Below are 15,275 nucleotides of genomic sequence, written 5' to 3'. Positions count from 1 at the left end.
TCGGGGTCTCAAGCGAGTATGAGGAGGCCGTGAACAGCGCTTCAACGATCAGACTGTCGGGATAACCCAGTAGGGACGCACAGTCTGTACGGACTACCCTCTGTCTTCGTGATTGACCCCAGGACTCTGCGCGAAGACCCGGAAGCCGTGCGCGCGTCGCAGCGCGCCCGTGGTGAAGACGAGGGAGTGGTCGACAAGCTGCTCTCCCTCGACACCCGGCGCCGGTCTTCGATCGCGGCCGCCGACAAGCTGCGCAACGAGCAGAAGCTCCTGGGCAAGCAGATCCCGAAGGCGCCGCCGGAGGAGAAGCAGCAGCTGCTGGCCACGGCCAAGGAGCTCGCCGCGCAGGTCAAGGCCGCCGAGGCGGAGCAGAACACCGCGTCGGAGGAGTTCGACACGCTCTTCCGGACCGTGCCGAACCTCGTGCACCCGGACGCCCCCGTCGGCGGCGAAGACGACTACACCGTGGTCAAGCACGTCGGCGAGCCGACGAAGTTCGGCTTTACGCCGAAGGACCACCTCGAGCTGCTCGAAGCGCTCGGCGGCGTCGACATGGAGCGCGGCGCAAAGGTGTCGGGCTCGCGGTTCTACTTCCTCACCGGCGTCGGCGCGCAGCTGCAGCTCGGCCTGCTCAACATGGCCGTGGCGCAGGCCGTCGAAAACGGCTTCACGCCGATGATCACGCCGTCGCTGGTCCGCCCGGAGGTCATGGCGGGCACCGGCTTCCTCGGCTCGCACTCGAGCGAGATCTACCACCTCGAGGAAGACGACCTCTACCTCGTCGGGACGTCGGAGGTGCCGCTGGCCGGCTTCCACTCCGACGAGATCCTCGACCTGACCGAAGCGAAGCGCTACGCGGGCTGGTCGTCCTGCTACCGCCGCGAGGCCGGCTCGTACGGCAAGGACACCCGCGGCATCATCCGCGTCCACCAGTTCGACAAGGTGGAGATGTTCGTCTACGCCAAGCCGGAGGACGCCGAGGCGGAGCACGCCCGGCTGCTGGGCTGGGAAGAGCAGATGCTCGCGAAGATCGAGGTGCCCTACCGGGTGATCGACACCGCGACCGGCGACCTCGGCACGTCCGCGCACCGCAAGTTCGACTGCGAGGCGTGGATCCCGACCCAGGACACCTACCGCGAGCTGACCTCCACGTCGAACTGCACGACGTTCCAGGCCCGCCGCCTCTCGATCCGCCACCGCGACGAGAACGGCAAGCCGCAGATCGCCGCGACGCTCAACGGCACGCTGGCCACCACCCGGTGGATCGTCGCGATCGTCGAGAACCACCAGCAGGAGGACGGCTCGGTCCGTGTGCCGGAGGCGCTGCGCCCGTTCGTCGGCGGCAAGGAAGTCCTCACGCCCCGCTGAATCGGGCGGATCCGCGGTGCTGCTCCGTTCGTCCCAGTAGTGTCCGGGCCGAACGGGAGGATTCATGCGCATGAAGTGGCAGGTCGTGGCGGCGGTGGCGGCCCTGACCGTGGTTTCCGGCTGCTCGGTGGCCGTCGACGGGACGGCCTCGCCGGTGCCGGGTCAGGGCCCGATCGTGACGGACTTCGACGCTTGCACGCTGCTCGACCAGGAGCAGGTCGACGCGCTCGGCTACGAGTCCCCCGGCCGCTCGGTGAAGGAGAACAAGGAGCGGCTGCAGGCGCCGATGTGCCTGTGGAGCACCAAGGACGACATCGAGCCGTCGGCCACGCTCAACGTCGGCTACACGACGGACCTGGACTTCAACGAGTACATCGCCGGCGCCGTCCCGAAGTCGGAGCCCCAGCAGCTCGGTGGCTTCACCTGGACGCAGTACCCGTCGATCCTCGCCGACGACTGCGTCTTCTACGCCATCCTCGGTGACCAGTCCTTCGCGTTCGTCAGCGTCTCGGGCCCGGAGCTGGCCAAGTCGTGCGAGCTGGCCAAGACCGTGGTTCCGCAGGTCGCGGCCCACCTGCCCGGCGGGCGGACCGCGCCGCCGATCACCCCGGCCGGGCCGAAGAAGGCGGAGCCGGGCGGGCCCCTGCTGTCGGCCGACCCGTGCGCGATGCTGAAGCCGGACCAGGTGGCGCAGCTGAAGAACATCTCGCCCACCGGCGAGAAGGACAGCTCGTCGACGGTGCCCAACGCGACCTACTGCCTCTGGGACGACACCGACGGCGACGGGGGCCAGAAGGCGTTCGAGGTCTGGTTCGGCCCGAGCACGCCGGTGACCGACTGGCCGGGCGTCAAGGGCGTCAACCCGCTCGAGACCGTCGACATCGGCGGCAAGAAGTGGGGCATCTACCCGAACCTGGGCGGCCTGCGGGTGACCTGCGGTGCGTTCCTGCCGATCACCGAGACGTCGTCGGTGCAGGTGGTCAGCGGCTTCATCGGCGACGACGCCAAGACGTGCGACACCGTCAAGCAGGGGCTGCCGCTGGTGACGGCGAACCTGCCGGGTTAGTCCTTCGACACCTGGTCGGCGATGTGGCGCGCGATTTCCAGCGCGCTCGTCGCGGCCGGTGACGGCGCGTTCAGGACGTGCACCTGGTCGCGCGCGGTCTCGATGAGGAAGTCGTCGACGAGCGAGCCGTCGCGGCGCATCGCCTGCGCGCGCACGCCGGAGCCGTGGCGGACGATGTCGTCCGCGGTGACGGCCGGGACGAGCCGGGCGAGGCTCGCGGCGAACCGCTTCTTCGAGAACGAGCGCCGGACCTCGTCGAGGCCGGTCGGGAACGCGTACTTCTTCGCCAGCCGCCAGGCACCGGGGAAGGCCGCGACCTCGGCGACGTCCTTCGCGGAGAAGTCGCGCCAGCGGTAGCCCTCGCGGCGCAGCGCGAGCACGGCGTTCGGGCCGGCGTGGACGCTGCCGTCGAGCATCCGCGTGAGGTGCACGCCGAGGAACGGCAGCGTCGGGTCCGGCACCGGGTAGATCAGGCCCTTGACCAGGCCACGGCGTTCGGGCTTGAGCTCGTAGTACTCGCCGCGGAACGGCACGATCTTCGCCGACGGCGTCAGGCCGGCCAGCCGCGCGACGCGGTCGGAGTGCAGGCCCGCGCAGTTCACGAGCGCGTCGGCCCGGACGACGTCTTCCCCGGTCGCGACTTCCACGCCGCCGTTCGCCCCGGCGCGGATGGCCAGCACGGGACTGTTCAGCCGCAGGTCGACGCCGGTTTCGTCGAGCAGCCGGACGAGCGCGGCGCAGACGCCGGGGAAGTCGATGATCCCGGTGGACTCGACCCGCAGCGCGGCGACGCAGGCCACCTCGGGCTCGTACTCGCGTGCTTCGGCGGGGGACACCTTCTTCGCGGGGACGCCGTTGGCCTCGGCCCGCTCGGCGAGGGTGTTCAGCGCGGGGAGCTCTTTTTCGTCGGTGGCGACGACGAGCTTCCCGCAGACCTCGACGGGCACGCCGTACTGCCGCGCGAAGTCCACGATGGACCGGTTGCCGGCGACGGACATCCGCGCCTTGAAGGACCCGGGCTTGTAGTACAGCCCGGCGTGCACGACGTTCGAGTTGTGCCCGGTCTGGTGGGCGGCCCAGCGGGGTTCCTTCTCCAGCACGGTGACGTCCAGCCCGCGCCTGGTCAGCTCCCAGGCCACGGCCAGACCGACGATCCCGCCCCCGACGACTACGACGTTGCGCACGATCGACCAGGCTACGCGAGCGGGGAAGGGTCAGTCCGCCAGCCCGGCCGTGGTCAGCGCTTTCTGGGTGTTCATCCCCAGCCCCGCCGCGTAGGCGCGCTCGAAACCGGCCGTGCCCAGCGACTCGGCGACCCGCGTCCGCACCGACGTGACGTCCGGGTCGTCGACGATCGCCGTGCCGCGCACGGTCGCCGCCGTGCCGAGGAGCACGGCCGCCTGCTCCGGGCGCGACTCCGCCGCGGCGACGCCGGCCAGGCCCTCCAAGGCGAACGCCACGATGTCGCCGGCGTGCCGGCGCCGCCCGGTGAGCAGTGCCTCGCGGTGCAGCCTGGCGGCTTCGGCCGGCCGCCCTTCCAGCACCGAGAGCCAGCCGAGGGAGATCATCGCCGCCGCGCGGACCGATTCCGCCGAGAACGAGCCGGCCGGGCTTTCGGTCAGCGCGCGCTCGCAGAGCTCCCGGGCAGCGGCCAGGTCGCCCGACAGCCGGGCGAGCGTCGCCAAGCCGACGTAGGCCGCGGAGCGGGATTCCGGCATTCCGGAGCGGCGGGCCGTCGCCGCGGCCAGCTCATAGTCCGCGCGGGCCCCGTCGCGGTCGCCCGACAGCAGGCGGGTCCACCCGCGGCGGCAGATCAGGTCGGCGACGTCGTCGCGCGCGCCGATCTCGGTCATCAGGCCCAGCGCCTCGTTCATCATCGGCAGCGCGGCGGCGTAGTCGCCGCGCCACGCGAGCAGCTGCGACAGGTGGTCGAGCGCCATCGACAGGCCCCACCGCTCACCCAGCTCGCGGAACTGCCTCGCGCCCTCGCGCAGGCCTTCTTCGGCACCAGCCGGATCGCCCGTCATCATCGAGCGCAGGCCCATCCCGGTGGGCAGCAGCGCCCAGCTCCACGGATCGCCGTGGGCCAGCAGCGCCTCGCCGCGGCCGAGCAGCTGCTCGTCCTCGCCCGGCGGACCGGCGACCACGCCCAGCAGCATCACCATGATCGGGTGCCGGGGAGCCCAGTCCACGCTCGTCGCGTACCGGTGGACCATCGGCAGGTACTGCTCCAGGGACTCGTCCGGTTGCCCGGACAACGCGCCGAGCACGCAGATCAGGAACTCCTCGACGTACTCCTCGCGCAGCTCCGGCGGGGTCCGCGAGACGACGGCCAGCGACAGCCCGGCGCCCTCGAACCGCCGTCCGCGCATCCACCAGTACATCCCCAGCTGCGGGACCAGCCGCAGGGCGAGTGCGACGTCGTGCTCGGTCGCCCAGCGCAGCGCGGCGAGGAGGTTGTCGTACTCGGCGTCGATCCGGTCGAGCCACTCCAGCTGCGCCGCGGTCCGCAGCATCGGGTCGGCTTCTTCGGCGAACCGCAGGAAGTACTCGGCGTGCGCCCGGTGGACCGCCTCGGTTTCGCCCGCTTCGGCGAGCTTCTCCGCGCCGAACACGCGGATCGTCTCCAGCATCCGGAACCGCCCGCCGACGGCTTCGACCAGCGACTTGTCAGTCAGCTCGAACACCAATCCGTCGTCCGCGCCGCAGACCTCCGCCGCCGCGGCGAGCGTCGCGCCGCCGGGGAACACCGCCAGCCGCCGTGCCAGTACGCGTTCCTCGTCCCCGAGGAGGTCCCAGCTCCACTCGACGACGCCGCGCAGCGAGCGGTGCCGGGCCTCGGCCGTCCGGCTGCCGCGGCCGAGCAGCCGGAAGCGGTCGTCCAGCCGGGCCGCGATCTCGCCGAGGGTCAGGCTCCGGACGCGGGCCGCGGCCAGCTCCAGCGCCAGCGGCAGGCCGTCGAGGGCCGCGCAGAGGTGCTGGACGTCGCCGACGGTGTCGTCGTCGAGGACGAACGCGGGGTCGCTCGCCGCCGCGCGGTCGGCGAACAGCCGGACGGCCGGGTAGGTCAGGGCCTCCGCGGCGGGCGTCCCCGGCGGCGGGACGGCCAGCCGCGGCACCGGCGCCAGCTGCTCGCCGGTGATGCCGAGCGGCTCACGGCTGGTGGCCAGCACCCGCAGCCCCGGGCACGCGGCGAGCAGCCGTCCGGCCAGCCGGGCCGCGGCGTCGACGACGTGCTCGCAGTTGTCGAGCACCAGCAGTGCCGAGCGGTCGCGCAGCGCCGAGATCAGGCGGTCGGCGGGGTCCCGCGGGCCGCCACGCGAGCTTTCGCGCAGGCCGAGCGCGGCCAGCACCGCCCCGGCGACGCCGTCGCCGCCGTGCGGGGCGAGCTCGACGAACGCGACCGGCCCGGTCTCCGCGGCGGCGGCTTCGACCGCCAGCCGCGTCTTGCCGGTGCCGCCCGGTCCGGTGAGCGTCACGAGCCTGCTGCGGCCCAGCAGGTCCGCGAGCTGCCGCAGCTCGCCGTTCCGGCCGACGAAGCTGGTCAGCTGCGCGGGCAACGCCGGGATCACCGGCTTCTCGGTTTCGCCGCGAAGCACCGCGAGGTGCGCTTCGGCGAGATCCGGACCAGGGTCGGCGCCCAGCTCGCCAGCCAGTGTGCGGCGGGCGTCTTCGAACGCGGCCAGCGCGTCGGCCGGCCGTCCCGCGGCGGTCAGCGCGCGCACGAGCTGCGCGCGCGGGCGTTCCCGCAGCGGCTGCGCGGCGACGGTCTCGCGCAGCTCGGCGAGGACGTCGTCGGCCCGTCCCAGCGCCAGCCGGGCCTCGACGTGGTCGTCCGCGGCGTCGGCGCGCAGCTCGTCGAGCCGGGCGGCCTGGGCCGCGGCGAACGGCGCGTCGGCCAAGTCCGTGAAGGCCGCACCGCGCCACAACGCCAGCGCTTCACCGAGGACAGTCGCCGCGCGCGCGTGCTCGCCGTTCTTCAGCAGCGCGCGCCCTTCGCGCGCAAGCCGTTCGAAGGCAGCTGCGTCCACTTCGTCCGGTTCGATGGCCAAGCGGTAGCCCGCCGTGGTGAATTCGACCGGTGCCAGGTCCTTCAACGCCGTCCGCAGCCGCGAGACCTGCGACTGGAGGGCGTTCGCCGCGCCGTCCGGTGGGTATTCGCCGTACATGCCGTCGATCAGCCGCTCGGCCGGGACGAACCGCCCGGCTTCGAGGGCGAGCAGGGCCAGCAGTGTCCGCGACCGCGGGCCGCCCACGGTCACCGGCGTGCCGTCCGCACCCCACGCGGCGACCGCCCCCAGGACCCCGAATCGCATGCGCACAGCTTAAGACGGCTGCCGACCTGGGGAAGTTGTCACTCGAAAGTGTTCTTCGGCGTGGGGCTGTGAATCACCTGAGTGAGCGTCTATACACTTCGCCGGGTCCCCACGCAATGGGAGAGGTATGTCGACCGACAGCATTGCCCTCGGTCAGCCGACCGTCGGAGAAGAAGAGCTCGCCGCGGTGGCCGAGGTCTTCAGATCCGGCTGGCTGGCCGGTGCCGGACCGGCGTGCCGCCGGTTCGAGGAGCGGTTCGCGCAGGTCACCGGGACCGCGCACGCGTTGACGACCGCCAACTGCGGCTCGGCGCTGTTCCTCGGCCTCAAGGTTCTCGGCGTCCGGCCGGGTGACGAGGTCATCGTCGGCGACTACACCTTCCCGGCCACCGGCCACGCCGTCGTGCAGGCCGGCGCGACCCCGGTGTTCGCCGACATCCGCCCGGACGTCTTCAGCGCCGACCCCGCGCACGTCGAATCCCTGATCACGCCGAAGACGGTGGGCATCCTCGCGGTCGACGTCGCCGGCCAGCCCGGTGACTTCGACGAGTACCGGGCGATCGCCGACAAGCACGGACTCTGGCTCTTCGAGGACGCCGCGTGCGCCGCGGGCGCGACGTACAAGACGCGCCCGGCCGGTAGCCTCGCCGACCTCGCCGCGTTCTCCTTCCACGGCCGCAAGGGCATCACCGCGGGCGAGGGCGGCGCGCTGGTCTCCGACCGCGAAGACCTCATCGCGCACGCCCGCAAGCTGCACACCTACGGCATCGAACCGGCGATCAGCCGCGAAGGCTCGAACGCGCTGCCGATCCCGGAGTTCCACGAGCTCGGCTACAACTTCCGCATGTCGGACGTCCAGGCCGCGATCATGAACGTCCAGCTCGACCGGCTGCCGGACCTCCTCGCCGCCCGCCGGTCGGTCGCGAAGCGCTACCACGAGGCGTTCGACGGTGTCGACGCCTTGACCGTCCCGGTGGAACTGTCCGATCGGGAGCACCCGTGGCAGGCCTACCTGCTCACGGTCGCGCCCGGGGTCAGCCGCGACACGCTCGCCCTGCGCGTCCGCGAACAGGGCGTCCAGTGCAACTTCGGCACCTACGCCTCCCACCTGCAGCCGATCTACGGCCCCCAGGCGCCGCTGCCCGTCTCGGCCGACGCGTTCGCGCGCCAGCTCGCGATCCCCATGCACGCCAACCTCACCGACGCCGAGGTCACCCGCGTCGGCGAGGTCGTGCGCGAAGCCGTGCAGTCCCTGTCCTGAAGCCCCTACCGAGGAGAAATTGGTGTCCGACAAGAAGGTGCTCTTCACCGGGGGCGGTGGGTTCATCGCCGCGCACGTCATCCCGCTGCTGATCGAGGGTGGCTACACGGTCCGGATCTTCGACAACATGACGCGCGGCGACCGGGCCCGCGTCAACGAGTTCGTCGCCACCGGCCAGGTCGAGCTGGTCGAAAAGGACGTTCGGTACGGCGGCGCGGTGCGCGAGGCCATGCGCGGCTGCACGCACGTCATCCACTTCGCGACGGTGTCGATCAACAAGTCGATCGCCGACCCGCACGAGTCGATCGACATCAACATGATCGGCAACCACAACGTGTTCGCCGCGGCCGCGGACGAAGGCGTCGAGCGCCTGGTGTTCGCCTCGACCGCGTCGGTCTACGGCGACCCGAAGCGGCTGCCGATGCACGAGGACGACGAGCTCAAGCCGCTTACGCCGTACTGCATCTCCAAGCGCGCGGGCGAAGACCTGCTGGGCTTCTACGAGCGCCAGAAGGGCCTGTCCTGGAACGCGCTGCGGTTCTTCAACGTGTACGGCCCGGGCCAGAAGATCGAGGCGTACTACACGTCGGTGATCAACCACTTCATCCAGCGCCTGCGCGCCGGCCAGCCGCCGATCATCGACGGCCGCGGCGACCAGTCGATGGACTTCGTGCACGTCACCGACCTCGCGCGGGCCGTCGTCGCGGCCCTGGAGTCGGAGCAGGCCAACCTGCCGATCAACATCGGCACCGGCATCGACACGTCGATCGCCGCGCTGGCAAAGATCCTCATCGAGGCCGTCGGCGTCGACGTCGAGCCGCTGTTCAACGAGCGTGACGTGCTGGTCTCGCGCCGTGCCGCGGACATCACCCGCGCCCGCGAGGTGCTGGGCTGGGAGCCGCGGATCACCGTCGAGGACGGCATGCGGGAACTGGTCAAGGAAACCGAGTGAGTGCCACCGCGGGCCCGGCCCGAGGACGTGCGATGCGCATCGCGGTGGTCAACAACTTCTTCCCGCCCCGGGTGGGCGGGAGCGCGCACATGGCGGCGTCGCTCGCCGCGCAGTTCGTGGCGGCGGGGCACGAAGTCCTGGCCGTCACGGCGGCCTACGCCGACGCCCCGGCGGAAGAGGAGCGCGACGGCTACCGCGTCGTGCGCCTCCCCGCCGTCAAGATGCCGCAGGTCGGCCTGTCGATCGACTTCGACATGAGTTTCGCGTCGCTGCGGCCGGGCAACTGGCGGCGGCTGTGGAAGCTGCTGGACGAGTTCAAGCCGGACGCGATCCACCTGCACGGCCAGTTCTTCGACCTGTCGTGGCTGGCCGGGATCTGGGCGCGGCGCCACGGCGTGCCGGCGCTGCTGACCATCCACACGCTGCTGATCAGCGACAACAAGCTGTACGGCGGCGTGTTCCGGCTGCTCGACGCGGCGCTCGTGAAGCCGATCCTGAAGTACATCCGGCCCCGGTACGTCATCCTCGACAAGCTCGGCGTCGACTACTGCGTCGAGCGCTACGGCACGAGCGACGCGAACTCGGACTACTTCCCGATCGCGGTCGACACCGGCCACTTCGCGAAGCCGGTGACGAAGGACGTCCGCGCGGAGCACGAAATCGGCGACGCGCCGCTGATCGTGTCACTGGGGCACGTCATCCCGCTGCGCAACCGGCTGCCGCTGATCGAGGCCCTGCCGTCCATTTTGGACAAGCACCCCGGGGTCCGGGTGGTCGTGGTCGGCCGCGTGTACCACGACGCGTTCCTGAAGCGGGCGGCCGAACTGGGCGTCTCGGACGCGCTCGTGGTGACGGGCGCGGTGCCGAAGGCGGACGTCCCGGCGTACTTCGCGGCGGCGGACATCGTCACGCACGACCTCAACGGCGGCTGCGGCACGGCGTCCCTGGAGGCGATGCTCTCCGGAACGGCGACGATCGCGTCGGTGACCGAGGACAACTACCCGGGCATCGAGCTGCGCAACGGCGAGAACGTGCTGCTGGTGCGTCCCGACGATTCGGAAGCCGTGGCGCGCACGGTGATCGAGCTGCTCGACGACCCGGATCGCCGGGCCCTGATCGCGCAGCGCGAGAGCGAGCTGGTGCGGTCGAACTTCGGCCTCGACGTCGTCGCCGAGGAACACCTTCGCACTTTCGAGAAACTGGTGTCGGAAGCCGATGTTCTTCGATGACGAGCGCAGCCACCGGCTGCGCCCGCAGATCCTGACCGAGCTCGTTTCGCAGTACATGAACGACGCCGAGCGGGCGCAGTTCTACGGCTTGCCGTCGACGTGCCGCGTGCGCGAGCGCGTGAAGATCATCAGCCCCGAGAACCTCAAGATGGGCGACCACTGCTGGGTGGGCGAGGGCGCGGCGCTCGACGCGAGCGGCGGGCTCGAGATCGGCGAGCACACGAGCATCGGCCTGAACACGCTGATCTTCACGCACTCGAGCTGGCTCGCGAACATGACGCTGCAGAACCACTCGGGCAGCGACCTGATCGAGCGCAAGCCGGTGAAGATCGGGAAGGGCTGCTTCATCGGCGGCCTGGTGGTGATCATGGCGGGCGTGACGATCGGCGACTTCGCGACGGTGCAGCCGAACTCGGTGGTGGCCAAGGACGTCCCGCCGCGGACGTTGGTCGCCGGCAACCCGGCGCGGGTGTTCCAGAGGTACGACGAGGAGTACATCCAGTCCGAAGTGGACCGGGTGCGGGCGGAGAACGCGCGGAGGCGCGAGATCGCGGAGTCACGCGGCGGCGACGCATCCGGCTGGGGCGCGCCCTCCGGCGACTTCTCGGAGTAGCGCCGACCTGAACGCACTCACCACCCAGCGGCCCAGACGTGGATGACGGCGGCGCCGGCGTCGGCCGCCGGCGCCGCCGTCGTGGGACCGCCCGATCGATCCTCGGACCACCCGGCGGCGAAGCCCTCGCGCACGGAGGCGCACGCTGCACAATTTAGTCGCTCGTGACCCAGCGCGAGATATCGATTACGCAACGTTCGCAAGATCGAGAGGCAACCTTTCCGCGGCCCGGCCGTCGCTGGGAGAGGACGGAACGAGGTGACCCATGGCGCGCGGCGACGACGAGTTCGCGGACTTCGTGCGCGCGTCCTCGGCGCGGCTCACCCACGCCGCCTACCTGCTCACCGGTGACCGCCACCAGGCCGAAGACGCCGCGCAGACCGCCTTCACCCGCACCTACGCCGCCTGGGCGCGCGTCCGCCACAAGGACGCCTACGGCTACGCGCGCACGGTCCTGGTGAACCACGTCATCGACGGCTGGCGGCGTCCGATCCGCGAGTACGCCACCGAGGCCATGCCCGACCGGCCGGACCGCCACGACGTCGACCAGGCCGTCACCCAGCGCGCCTGGCTCACCGCCGTGCTGCGGACGCTGACCGACCGCGAACGCGCCGTCGTCGTGCTGCGCCACTTCTTCGACCTGCCCGAGGCCGACGTGGCCCGTGAGCTCGGCGTTTCGCTCGGTACCGTGAAGAGCACGAACTCGCGGGCGCTGGCCAAGCTGCGGGTCGAGGCCGGCGAGGACACGCTGATCGGGGGGAGCGGGCGATGAACGACCTCGACGACTTCCGCGCCGCCCTCCGGCAGCCGCCGGACGAGCCCTTCGCCGAGCCGGACCTCGCCGCCATCATGGCCGGTGGCACGCGCCTCCGGCGTCGCCGCCGGGTGCTGACCACCACGGCCGGCCTCGCCGCCGCGGCCGCCGTCGTGCTGGTCTTCGTCTTCGCCGTTCAGCTTCGGCAGCCCGCGCCCGCGCCGGTCGCGCAGCCGCCGTCGCCGGTACCGGCCACGTCGACGTCCGCCGCGCCACCCGAAGAGCGCCCGATCGGCGACGTCATCGGTACCGGGATCCAGACGGCCGCCGGTGAGATCGTCTTCTTCGCGCGCGCTGTCGACCTGCCGGAACGGCCGGACATCCACTTCGGCGTGGTGGCCGGCTTCCGCTCGGGCACGTCGCTGCGGGCCGCGTTGGCGACGAACGAGTTCCGCGGTTCCGACCGGTCGTTCGGCTTCCACGCCACCGACGGTGGCGAGGTGATCGGCAACCAGGTCATCCCGGTCTTCGGCTACTTCGCCGGCCCGGCGGCGAGGATCACGACCACGGTGCACGGCCGGACCGTCGAGGCGCGCCTGGCCCGGTGGACCGCGGACCCCACCGTGGTCGTCTTCTGGTTCCACCCCGATTCCGTCCCGGACTCCGCGTCCTTGACCCCGCTGATCGCCTACGACGCGGACGGCAAGCGGCTCACCAAGTAGGCGGCCGCGGCAATGGCGGCGATCGGTGTCCCGGCGGCCTTCCCCGTCCCGGTCAGCTAGGCCGCGGCCTGCGTGAGCACCTGCTCGACGACGTGGTGCGACGGCAGGATCAGGTCGCGCTCGGTGTCGGCGTCGACCTTGCCCTCCAGGAGGTCGCAGAACCGGTCCAGCTGCGAGGCCAGCGGCTCGCGCGCCGTGATCAGCTCCGGGATCTCGATCACCGTCTGCTGCCGGTAGCCGAGGCCGTCCGGGGTGACGGAGTCGTGCGAGACGTGCCGGTAGATCGTCACGTCGCGGCGGAGCAGGTCGATCTCGATCAGCCGGTCCAGCTCCGACACCACCAGCGAGCGGACCTTCTTCTGGCCCAGCCGCGACGCCGACACCGTGGCCAGGCCGGTCGGGAACGACAGCACCGTCTCGATGGTGTCCTCGGCGCCCTCGACCGACGACGGGTGGAAGTACCCCGCGCCGGACGTCACGCGCGAAGGCGTTGCGCCGCCGAAGAACTGGATCGCCAGGTCGACGTCGTGCACCAGCAGGTCCCACGCGACCCCGGTCTTGATGCGCGGCGCGTACGGGCCGTGGCGGCGGGCCATCAGGTGCACCGGCTCGTTCACCAGCGCCCGCGCGGTCATGACCGCCGGGTTATACCGCTCCAGCAGGCCGCACATCAGCGGGATGTCGTTCTTCGCGGCCAGCGAGACGATTTCCTGCGACTTCTCGAAGCTGTTGCAGACCGGCTTTTCGACCAGCATGGGCTTGCCCTGGCCGAGGATCTCCTGCGCCAGGTCGTAGTGCACCTCGGTGGCCGACGCGAGCACGACCGCGTCCACATCGGACAGTTCGCCGATCTCCGGCGTCCAGTTCGTCTCGTACCGCTCGGCGACGGCCTTGCCCGCTTCCTCCCGCGGATCGATCACCCGGACCAGGTCGACGCGCTCGTTCTGGGCGAGCACGCGGGCGTGCAGCGACCCCATGTTCCCGGTTCCGACAAGAGCGATCCGATGCGTCATGCGCCCAGTACCTCGCGAACGGTTTCGATGATGGTGTCCAGGTCGGACTCGGTCAGGTGCGGGTGCACCGGCAGCGAAAGCGCCTGCTCGGCGACTGACTTCGCGACCGGGAAGTCTTCGACGCGAGCGCCCGGGATCAGGTCGTGACCCGCGTAGCAGTCGTAGTCGAAGACGATCTTGGGGTAGTAGATGCCGTTGCCGATGCCGCGCTCGGTGAGCGCCGCGGCCAGCTCGTCGCGCGAGAGGAACGCGTGCGGGCCGACCAGCACGGTGTACTGGTGCCAGACGTGCTCGCGGCCCGGCAGCACCTGCGGGACGTCCAGACCGGGCGTGCCCGCGAGGCCCTCCGAGAGGCGCTTCGCGTTCGCCTGGCGGGCCGCGGTCAGCTGGTCGAGCTTCGCCAGCTGCGGGATGCCGACGGCGGCGTGCAGGTCGGTCATCCGGTAGTTGTGCCCGGCGACCTCGTACTGGTACCGGGCGCGCATGCCCTGGTTGCGCAGCACGCGCAGCTTGTCGGCCAGCGCGTCGTCGTCGGTCGTGATGACGCCGCCCTCGGCGGTGGTGATGTTCTTCGTCGCGTACAGCGAGAAGCAGCCGATGCCGAACGAACCGGCCTGCTTGCCCTCGAACGACGCGCCGACGGCCTGCGCCGAGTCCTCGATCACCTGGAGGCCGTGCTCGGCGGCCAGCGGGGCGAGCTTGCCCATGTCCGCCGTCTGGCCGTAGAGGTGCACCGGCATGAGGACCTTCGTGCGGTCCGTCACGGCCTTGGCCACGGCGTCGGGGTCGATCGCGAAGTCGTCGCGCCGGATGTCGGCGAACCGGACGGTCGCGCCCGCCTCGAGGATCGCGTTCAGCGTCGCCACGAAGGTGAACGGCGAGGTGATGACCTCGTCGCCCGGCTTCAGGTCCAGGACCTGGAGGGCGGCGACCAGCGCGGTGGTCCCGTTGTTGACCGCGATCGCGTGCTTCGTCCCGGAGACCGCCGCGAAGGCGTCTTCGAAGCGCTTGACCATCGGTCCCTGTGCGATGGCGCCGGAACGCAGGACCTCGACGACGAGGTCCTCCGCGTCGCGGACGTCGACCACGGTGATGGGGATCATGGGCAGTCTCTCTCGGCAGGCGATTTCGGCGCGTCCGGTACAGTGAGCCGCCGGTTCTGCGCCCGGCCGCCCTGCATGAACGCGGGCCACACGTTACCGGGCGCGGTAGCACGCCCAGTACCCAGCCGCCGACGAACGGACGACCACCCGTGGCCAACCGCATCCACCCGACCGCTGTCATCGGCGAAGGCGTCGAACTCGGCGAGGACAACGTGATCGGGCCGTTCGCGGTGATCGTCGGGCCGGCCCGGATCGGCGACGGCAACTGGATCGGCCCGCACGTGACGATCGGCACGCCCGGCGAGGACCGCGGCCGTCCCCACCCCGACGCCTGGGCCACGGCGCCGGCAGGTGACCCGGATCACGACGGCCACGGCGTCGTCATCGGCAGCCGCAACCGGATCCGCGAGTACGTGAGCGTCCACCAAGGGACCTGGCGGACGACGACGGTCGGCAGCGACGGCTACTTCCTCCGCAACTCCCACATCGCGCACGACTGCCTGGTCGGCGACGGCGTGACGATCGCCTCCAACGCCGTCACGGGTGGCCACTGCCACATCTGGGACGGCGCCAACCTCGGCATGGGCGCGATCCTGCACCAGAAGGTCGTGATCGGGCCCGGCGCGATGATCGGGATGGGCTCGGCGGTGCGCCGCGAGATCGGCGCGTTCACCATCGCCGTCGGCAACCCGGCCCGCGTCACCGGCGTCAACGTCGTGGGCCTGTCCCGCCGCGGCGTGGACGAGGAGACCGTCGAGGCGCTCGGGCCCTGGCTGAAGGGCAAGGAAGGTCTCCCGGACGTCACCCTGCCCGGCGACCTCTCTACCTTGGTAAAGGCGTGGGACGCCCGCCCGCGCGAAGAGCACTAGGAGTCACGC

General features: G+C 71.2%; 13 protein-coding genes. 9 read left to right on the top strand and 4 right to left on the bottom strand.

Translation table 11 applies throughout. The annotated features are described in order from the left end of the window. Positions 1-108 precede the first annotated feature (108 nt). Both serS and ACWEVP_RS05025 read left to right on the top strand, forming a co-directional pair. Positions 109-1,368: a serine--tRNA ligase gene (gene serS, locus ACWEVP_RS05030; protein ID WP_452061349.1), complete on the top strand. Its 1,260-nt coding sequence runs from the start codon at positions 109-111 to the stop codon at positions 1,366-1,368. Positions 1,369-1,432: 64 nt separating this feature from the next. Next, positions 1,433-2,434 (top strand): DUF3558 family protein, encoded by a 1,002-nt coding sequence (locus ACWEVP_RS05025; RefSeq protein ID WP_452061348.1) that lies wholly within the window; start codon positions 1,433-1,435, stop codon positions 2,432-2,434. Here the strand turns inward: ACWEVP_RS05025 and lhgO are convergent. Both lhgO and ACWEVP_RS05015 read right to left on the bottom strand, forming a co-directional pair. Then, the gene (gene lhgO, locus ACWEVP_RS05020; RefSeq protein WP_452061347.1) at positions 2,431-3,618 is read right to left on the bottom strand and encodes an L-2-hydroxyglutarate oxidase; all 1,188 of its coding nucleotides are present in this window, start codon (positions 3,616-3,618) and stop codon (positions 2,431-2,433) included. The genes ACWEVP_RS05025 and lhgO overlap by 4 nt on opposite strands. A gap of 30 nt (positions 3,619-3,648) precedes the next feature. Further along, the gene (locus ACWEVP_RS05015) at positions 3,649-6,750 is read right to left on the bottom strand and encodes a BTAD domain-containing putative transcriptional regulator (protein WP_452061346.1); all 3,102 of its coding nucleotides are present in this window, start codon (positions 6,748-6,750) and stop codon (positions 3,649-3,651) included. A gap of 127 nt (positions 6,751-6,877) precedes the next feature. On the opposite strand from ACWEVP_RS05015, the gene ACWEVP_RS05010 reads away from it, so the two are divergent. The 6 genes from ACWEVP_RS05010 to ACWEVP_RS04985 all read left to right on the top strand — a co-directional run bounded on the left by ACWEVP_RS05010 (position 6,878) and on the right by ACWEVP_RS04985 (position 12,281). Beyond that, positions 6,878-8,011: a DegT/DnrJ/EryC1/StrS family aminotransferase gene (locus tag ACWEVP_RS05010; RefSeq protein ID WP_452061345.1), complete on the top strand. Its 1,134-nt coding sequence runs from the start codon at positions 6,878-6,880 to the stop codon at positions 8,009-8,011. Positions 8,012-8,033: 22 nt separating this feature from the next. After that, a complete protein-coding gene (locus tag ACWEVP_RS05005) occupies positions 8,034-8,963 on the top strand; it encodes an NAD-dependent epimerase/dehydratase family protein (RefSeq protein ID WP_452061344.1) in 930 nt (309 codons plus the stop codon). Positions 8,964-8,995: 32 nt separating this feature from the next. Then, positions 8,996-10,192, top strand: coding sequence for a glycosyltransferase family 4 protein (locus tag ACWEVP_RS05000; RefSeq protein ID WP_452061343.1), 1,197 nt, complete (start codon positions 8,996-8,998; stop codon positions 10,190-10,192). Then, positions 10,179-10,805 carry an acyltransferase gene (locus ACWEVP_RS04995; RefSeq protein WP_191308941.1) on the top strand — a complete coding sequence of 209 codons (627 nt, stop codon included), beginning with the start codon at positions 10,179-10,181 and terminating at the stop codon, positions 10,803-10,805. The genes ACWEVP_RS05000 and ACWEVP_RS04995 overlap by 14 nt, the downstream gene beginning before the upstream one ends. 265 nt (positions 10,806-11,070) lie before the next feature. Continuing rightward, complete coding sequence (locus tag ACWEVP_RS04990) at positions 11,071-11,577, top strand: SigE family RNA polymerase sigma factor (RefSeq protein WP_452061342.1); 507 nt, start codon at positions 11,071-11,073, stop codon at positions 11,575-11,577. Further along, a complete protein-coding gene (locus tag ACWEVP_RS04985) occupies positions 11,574-12,281 on the top strand; it encodes a hypothetical protein (RefSeq protein WP_452061341.1) in 708 nt (235 codons plus the stop codon). The genes ACWEVP_RS04990 and ACWEVP_RS04985 overlap by 4 nt, the downstream gene beginning before the upstream one ends. Before the next feature lie 56 nt (positions 12,282-12,337). Here ACWEVP_RS04985 and ACWEVP_RS04980 read toward each other — a convergent pair whose 3' ends face one another. Further along, the gene (locus ACWEVP_RS04980; RefSeq protein ID WP_452061340.1) at positions 12,338-13,294 is read right to left on the bottom strand and encodes a Gfo/Idh/MocA family protein; all 957 of its coding nucleotides are present in this window, start codon (positions 13,292-13,294) and stop codon (positions 12,338-12,340) included. Further along, positions 13,291-14,397: a DegT/DnrJ/EryC1/StrS family aminotransferase gene (locus ACWEVP_RS04975; protein WP_452061339.1), complete on the bottom strand. Its 1,107-nt coding sequence runs from the start codon at positions 14,395-14,397 to the stop codon at positions 13,291-13,293. The genes ACWEVP_RS04980 and ACWEVP_RS04975 overlap by 4 nt, the downstream gene beginning before the upstream one ends. Before the next feature lie 149 nt (positions 14,398-14,546). On the opposite strand from ACWEVP_RS04975, the gene ACWEVP_RS04970 reads away from it, so the two are divergent. Continuing rightward, the gene (locus tag ACWEVP_RS04970) at positions 14,547-15,266 is read left to right on the top strand and encodes a UDP-N-acetylglucosamine acyltransferase (protein ID WP_452061338.1); all 720 of its coding nucleotides are present in this window, start codon (positions 14,547-14,549) and stop codon (positions 15,264-15,266) included. The last annotated feature ends 9 nt before the right edge of the window (positions 15,267-15,275 follow it).

The sequence above is a fragment of the Amycolatopsis sp. NPDC003865 genome (genome assembly GCF_053605345.1).
The sequence above is the reverse complement of the archived record's forward strand: the minus strand, read 5'-3'. Positions and strand labels throughout refer to the sequence as shown.

Bases quoted from the DNA above. Each gene is read 5' to 3' on its own strand.
- ACWEVP_RS05025 (WP_452061348.1), top strand. From the start codon at position 1,433: ATGCGCATGAAGTGGCAGGTCGTGGCGGCGGTGGCGGCCCTGACCGTG.
- ACWEVP_RS05015 (WP_452061346.1), bottom strand. From the start codon at position 6,750: ATGCGATTCGGGGTCCTGGGGGCGGTCGCCGCGTGGGGTGCGGACGGC.
- ACWEVP_RS05010 (WP_452061345.1), top strand. From the start codon at position 6,878: ATGTCGACCGACAGCATTGCCCTCGGTCAGCCGACCGTCGGAGAAGAA.
- ACWEVP_RS05000 (WP_452061343.1), top strand. From the start codon at position 8,996: ATGCGCATCGCGGTGGTCAACAACTTCTTCCCGCCCCGGGTGGGCGGG.
- ACWEVP_RS04995 (WP_191308941.1), top strand. From the start codon at position 10,179: ATGTTCTTCGATGACGAGCGCAGCCACCGGCTGCGCCCGCAGATCCTG.
- ACWEVP_RS04990 (WP_452061342.1), top strand. From the start codon at position 11,071: ATGGCGCGCGGCGACGACGAGTTCGCGGACTTCGTGCGCGCGTCCTCG.
- ACWEVP_RS04985 (WP_452061341.1), top strand. From the start codon at position 11,574: ATGAACGACCTCGACGACTTCCGCGCCGCCCTCCGGCAGCCGCCGGAC.
- ACWEVP_RS04980 (WP_452061340.1), bottom strand. From the start codon at position 13,294: ATGACGCATCGGATCGCTCTTGTCGGAACCGGGAACATGGGGTCGCTG.
- ACWEVP_RS04975 (WP_452061339.1), bottom strand. From the start codon at position 14,397: ATGATCCCCATCACCGTGGTCGACGTCCGCGACGCGGAGGACCTCGTC.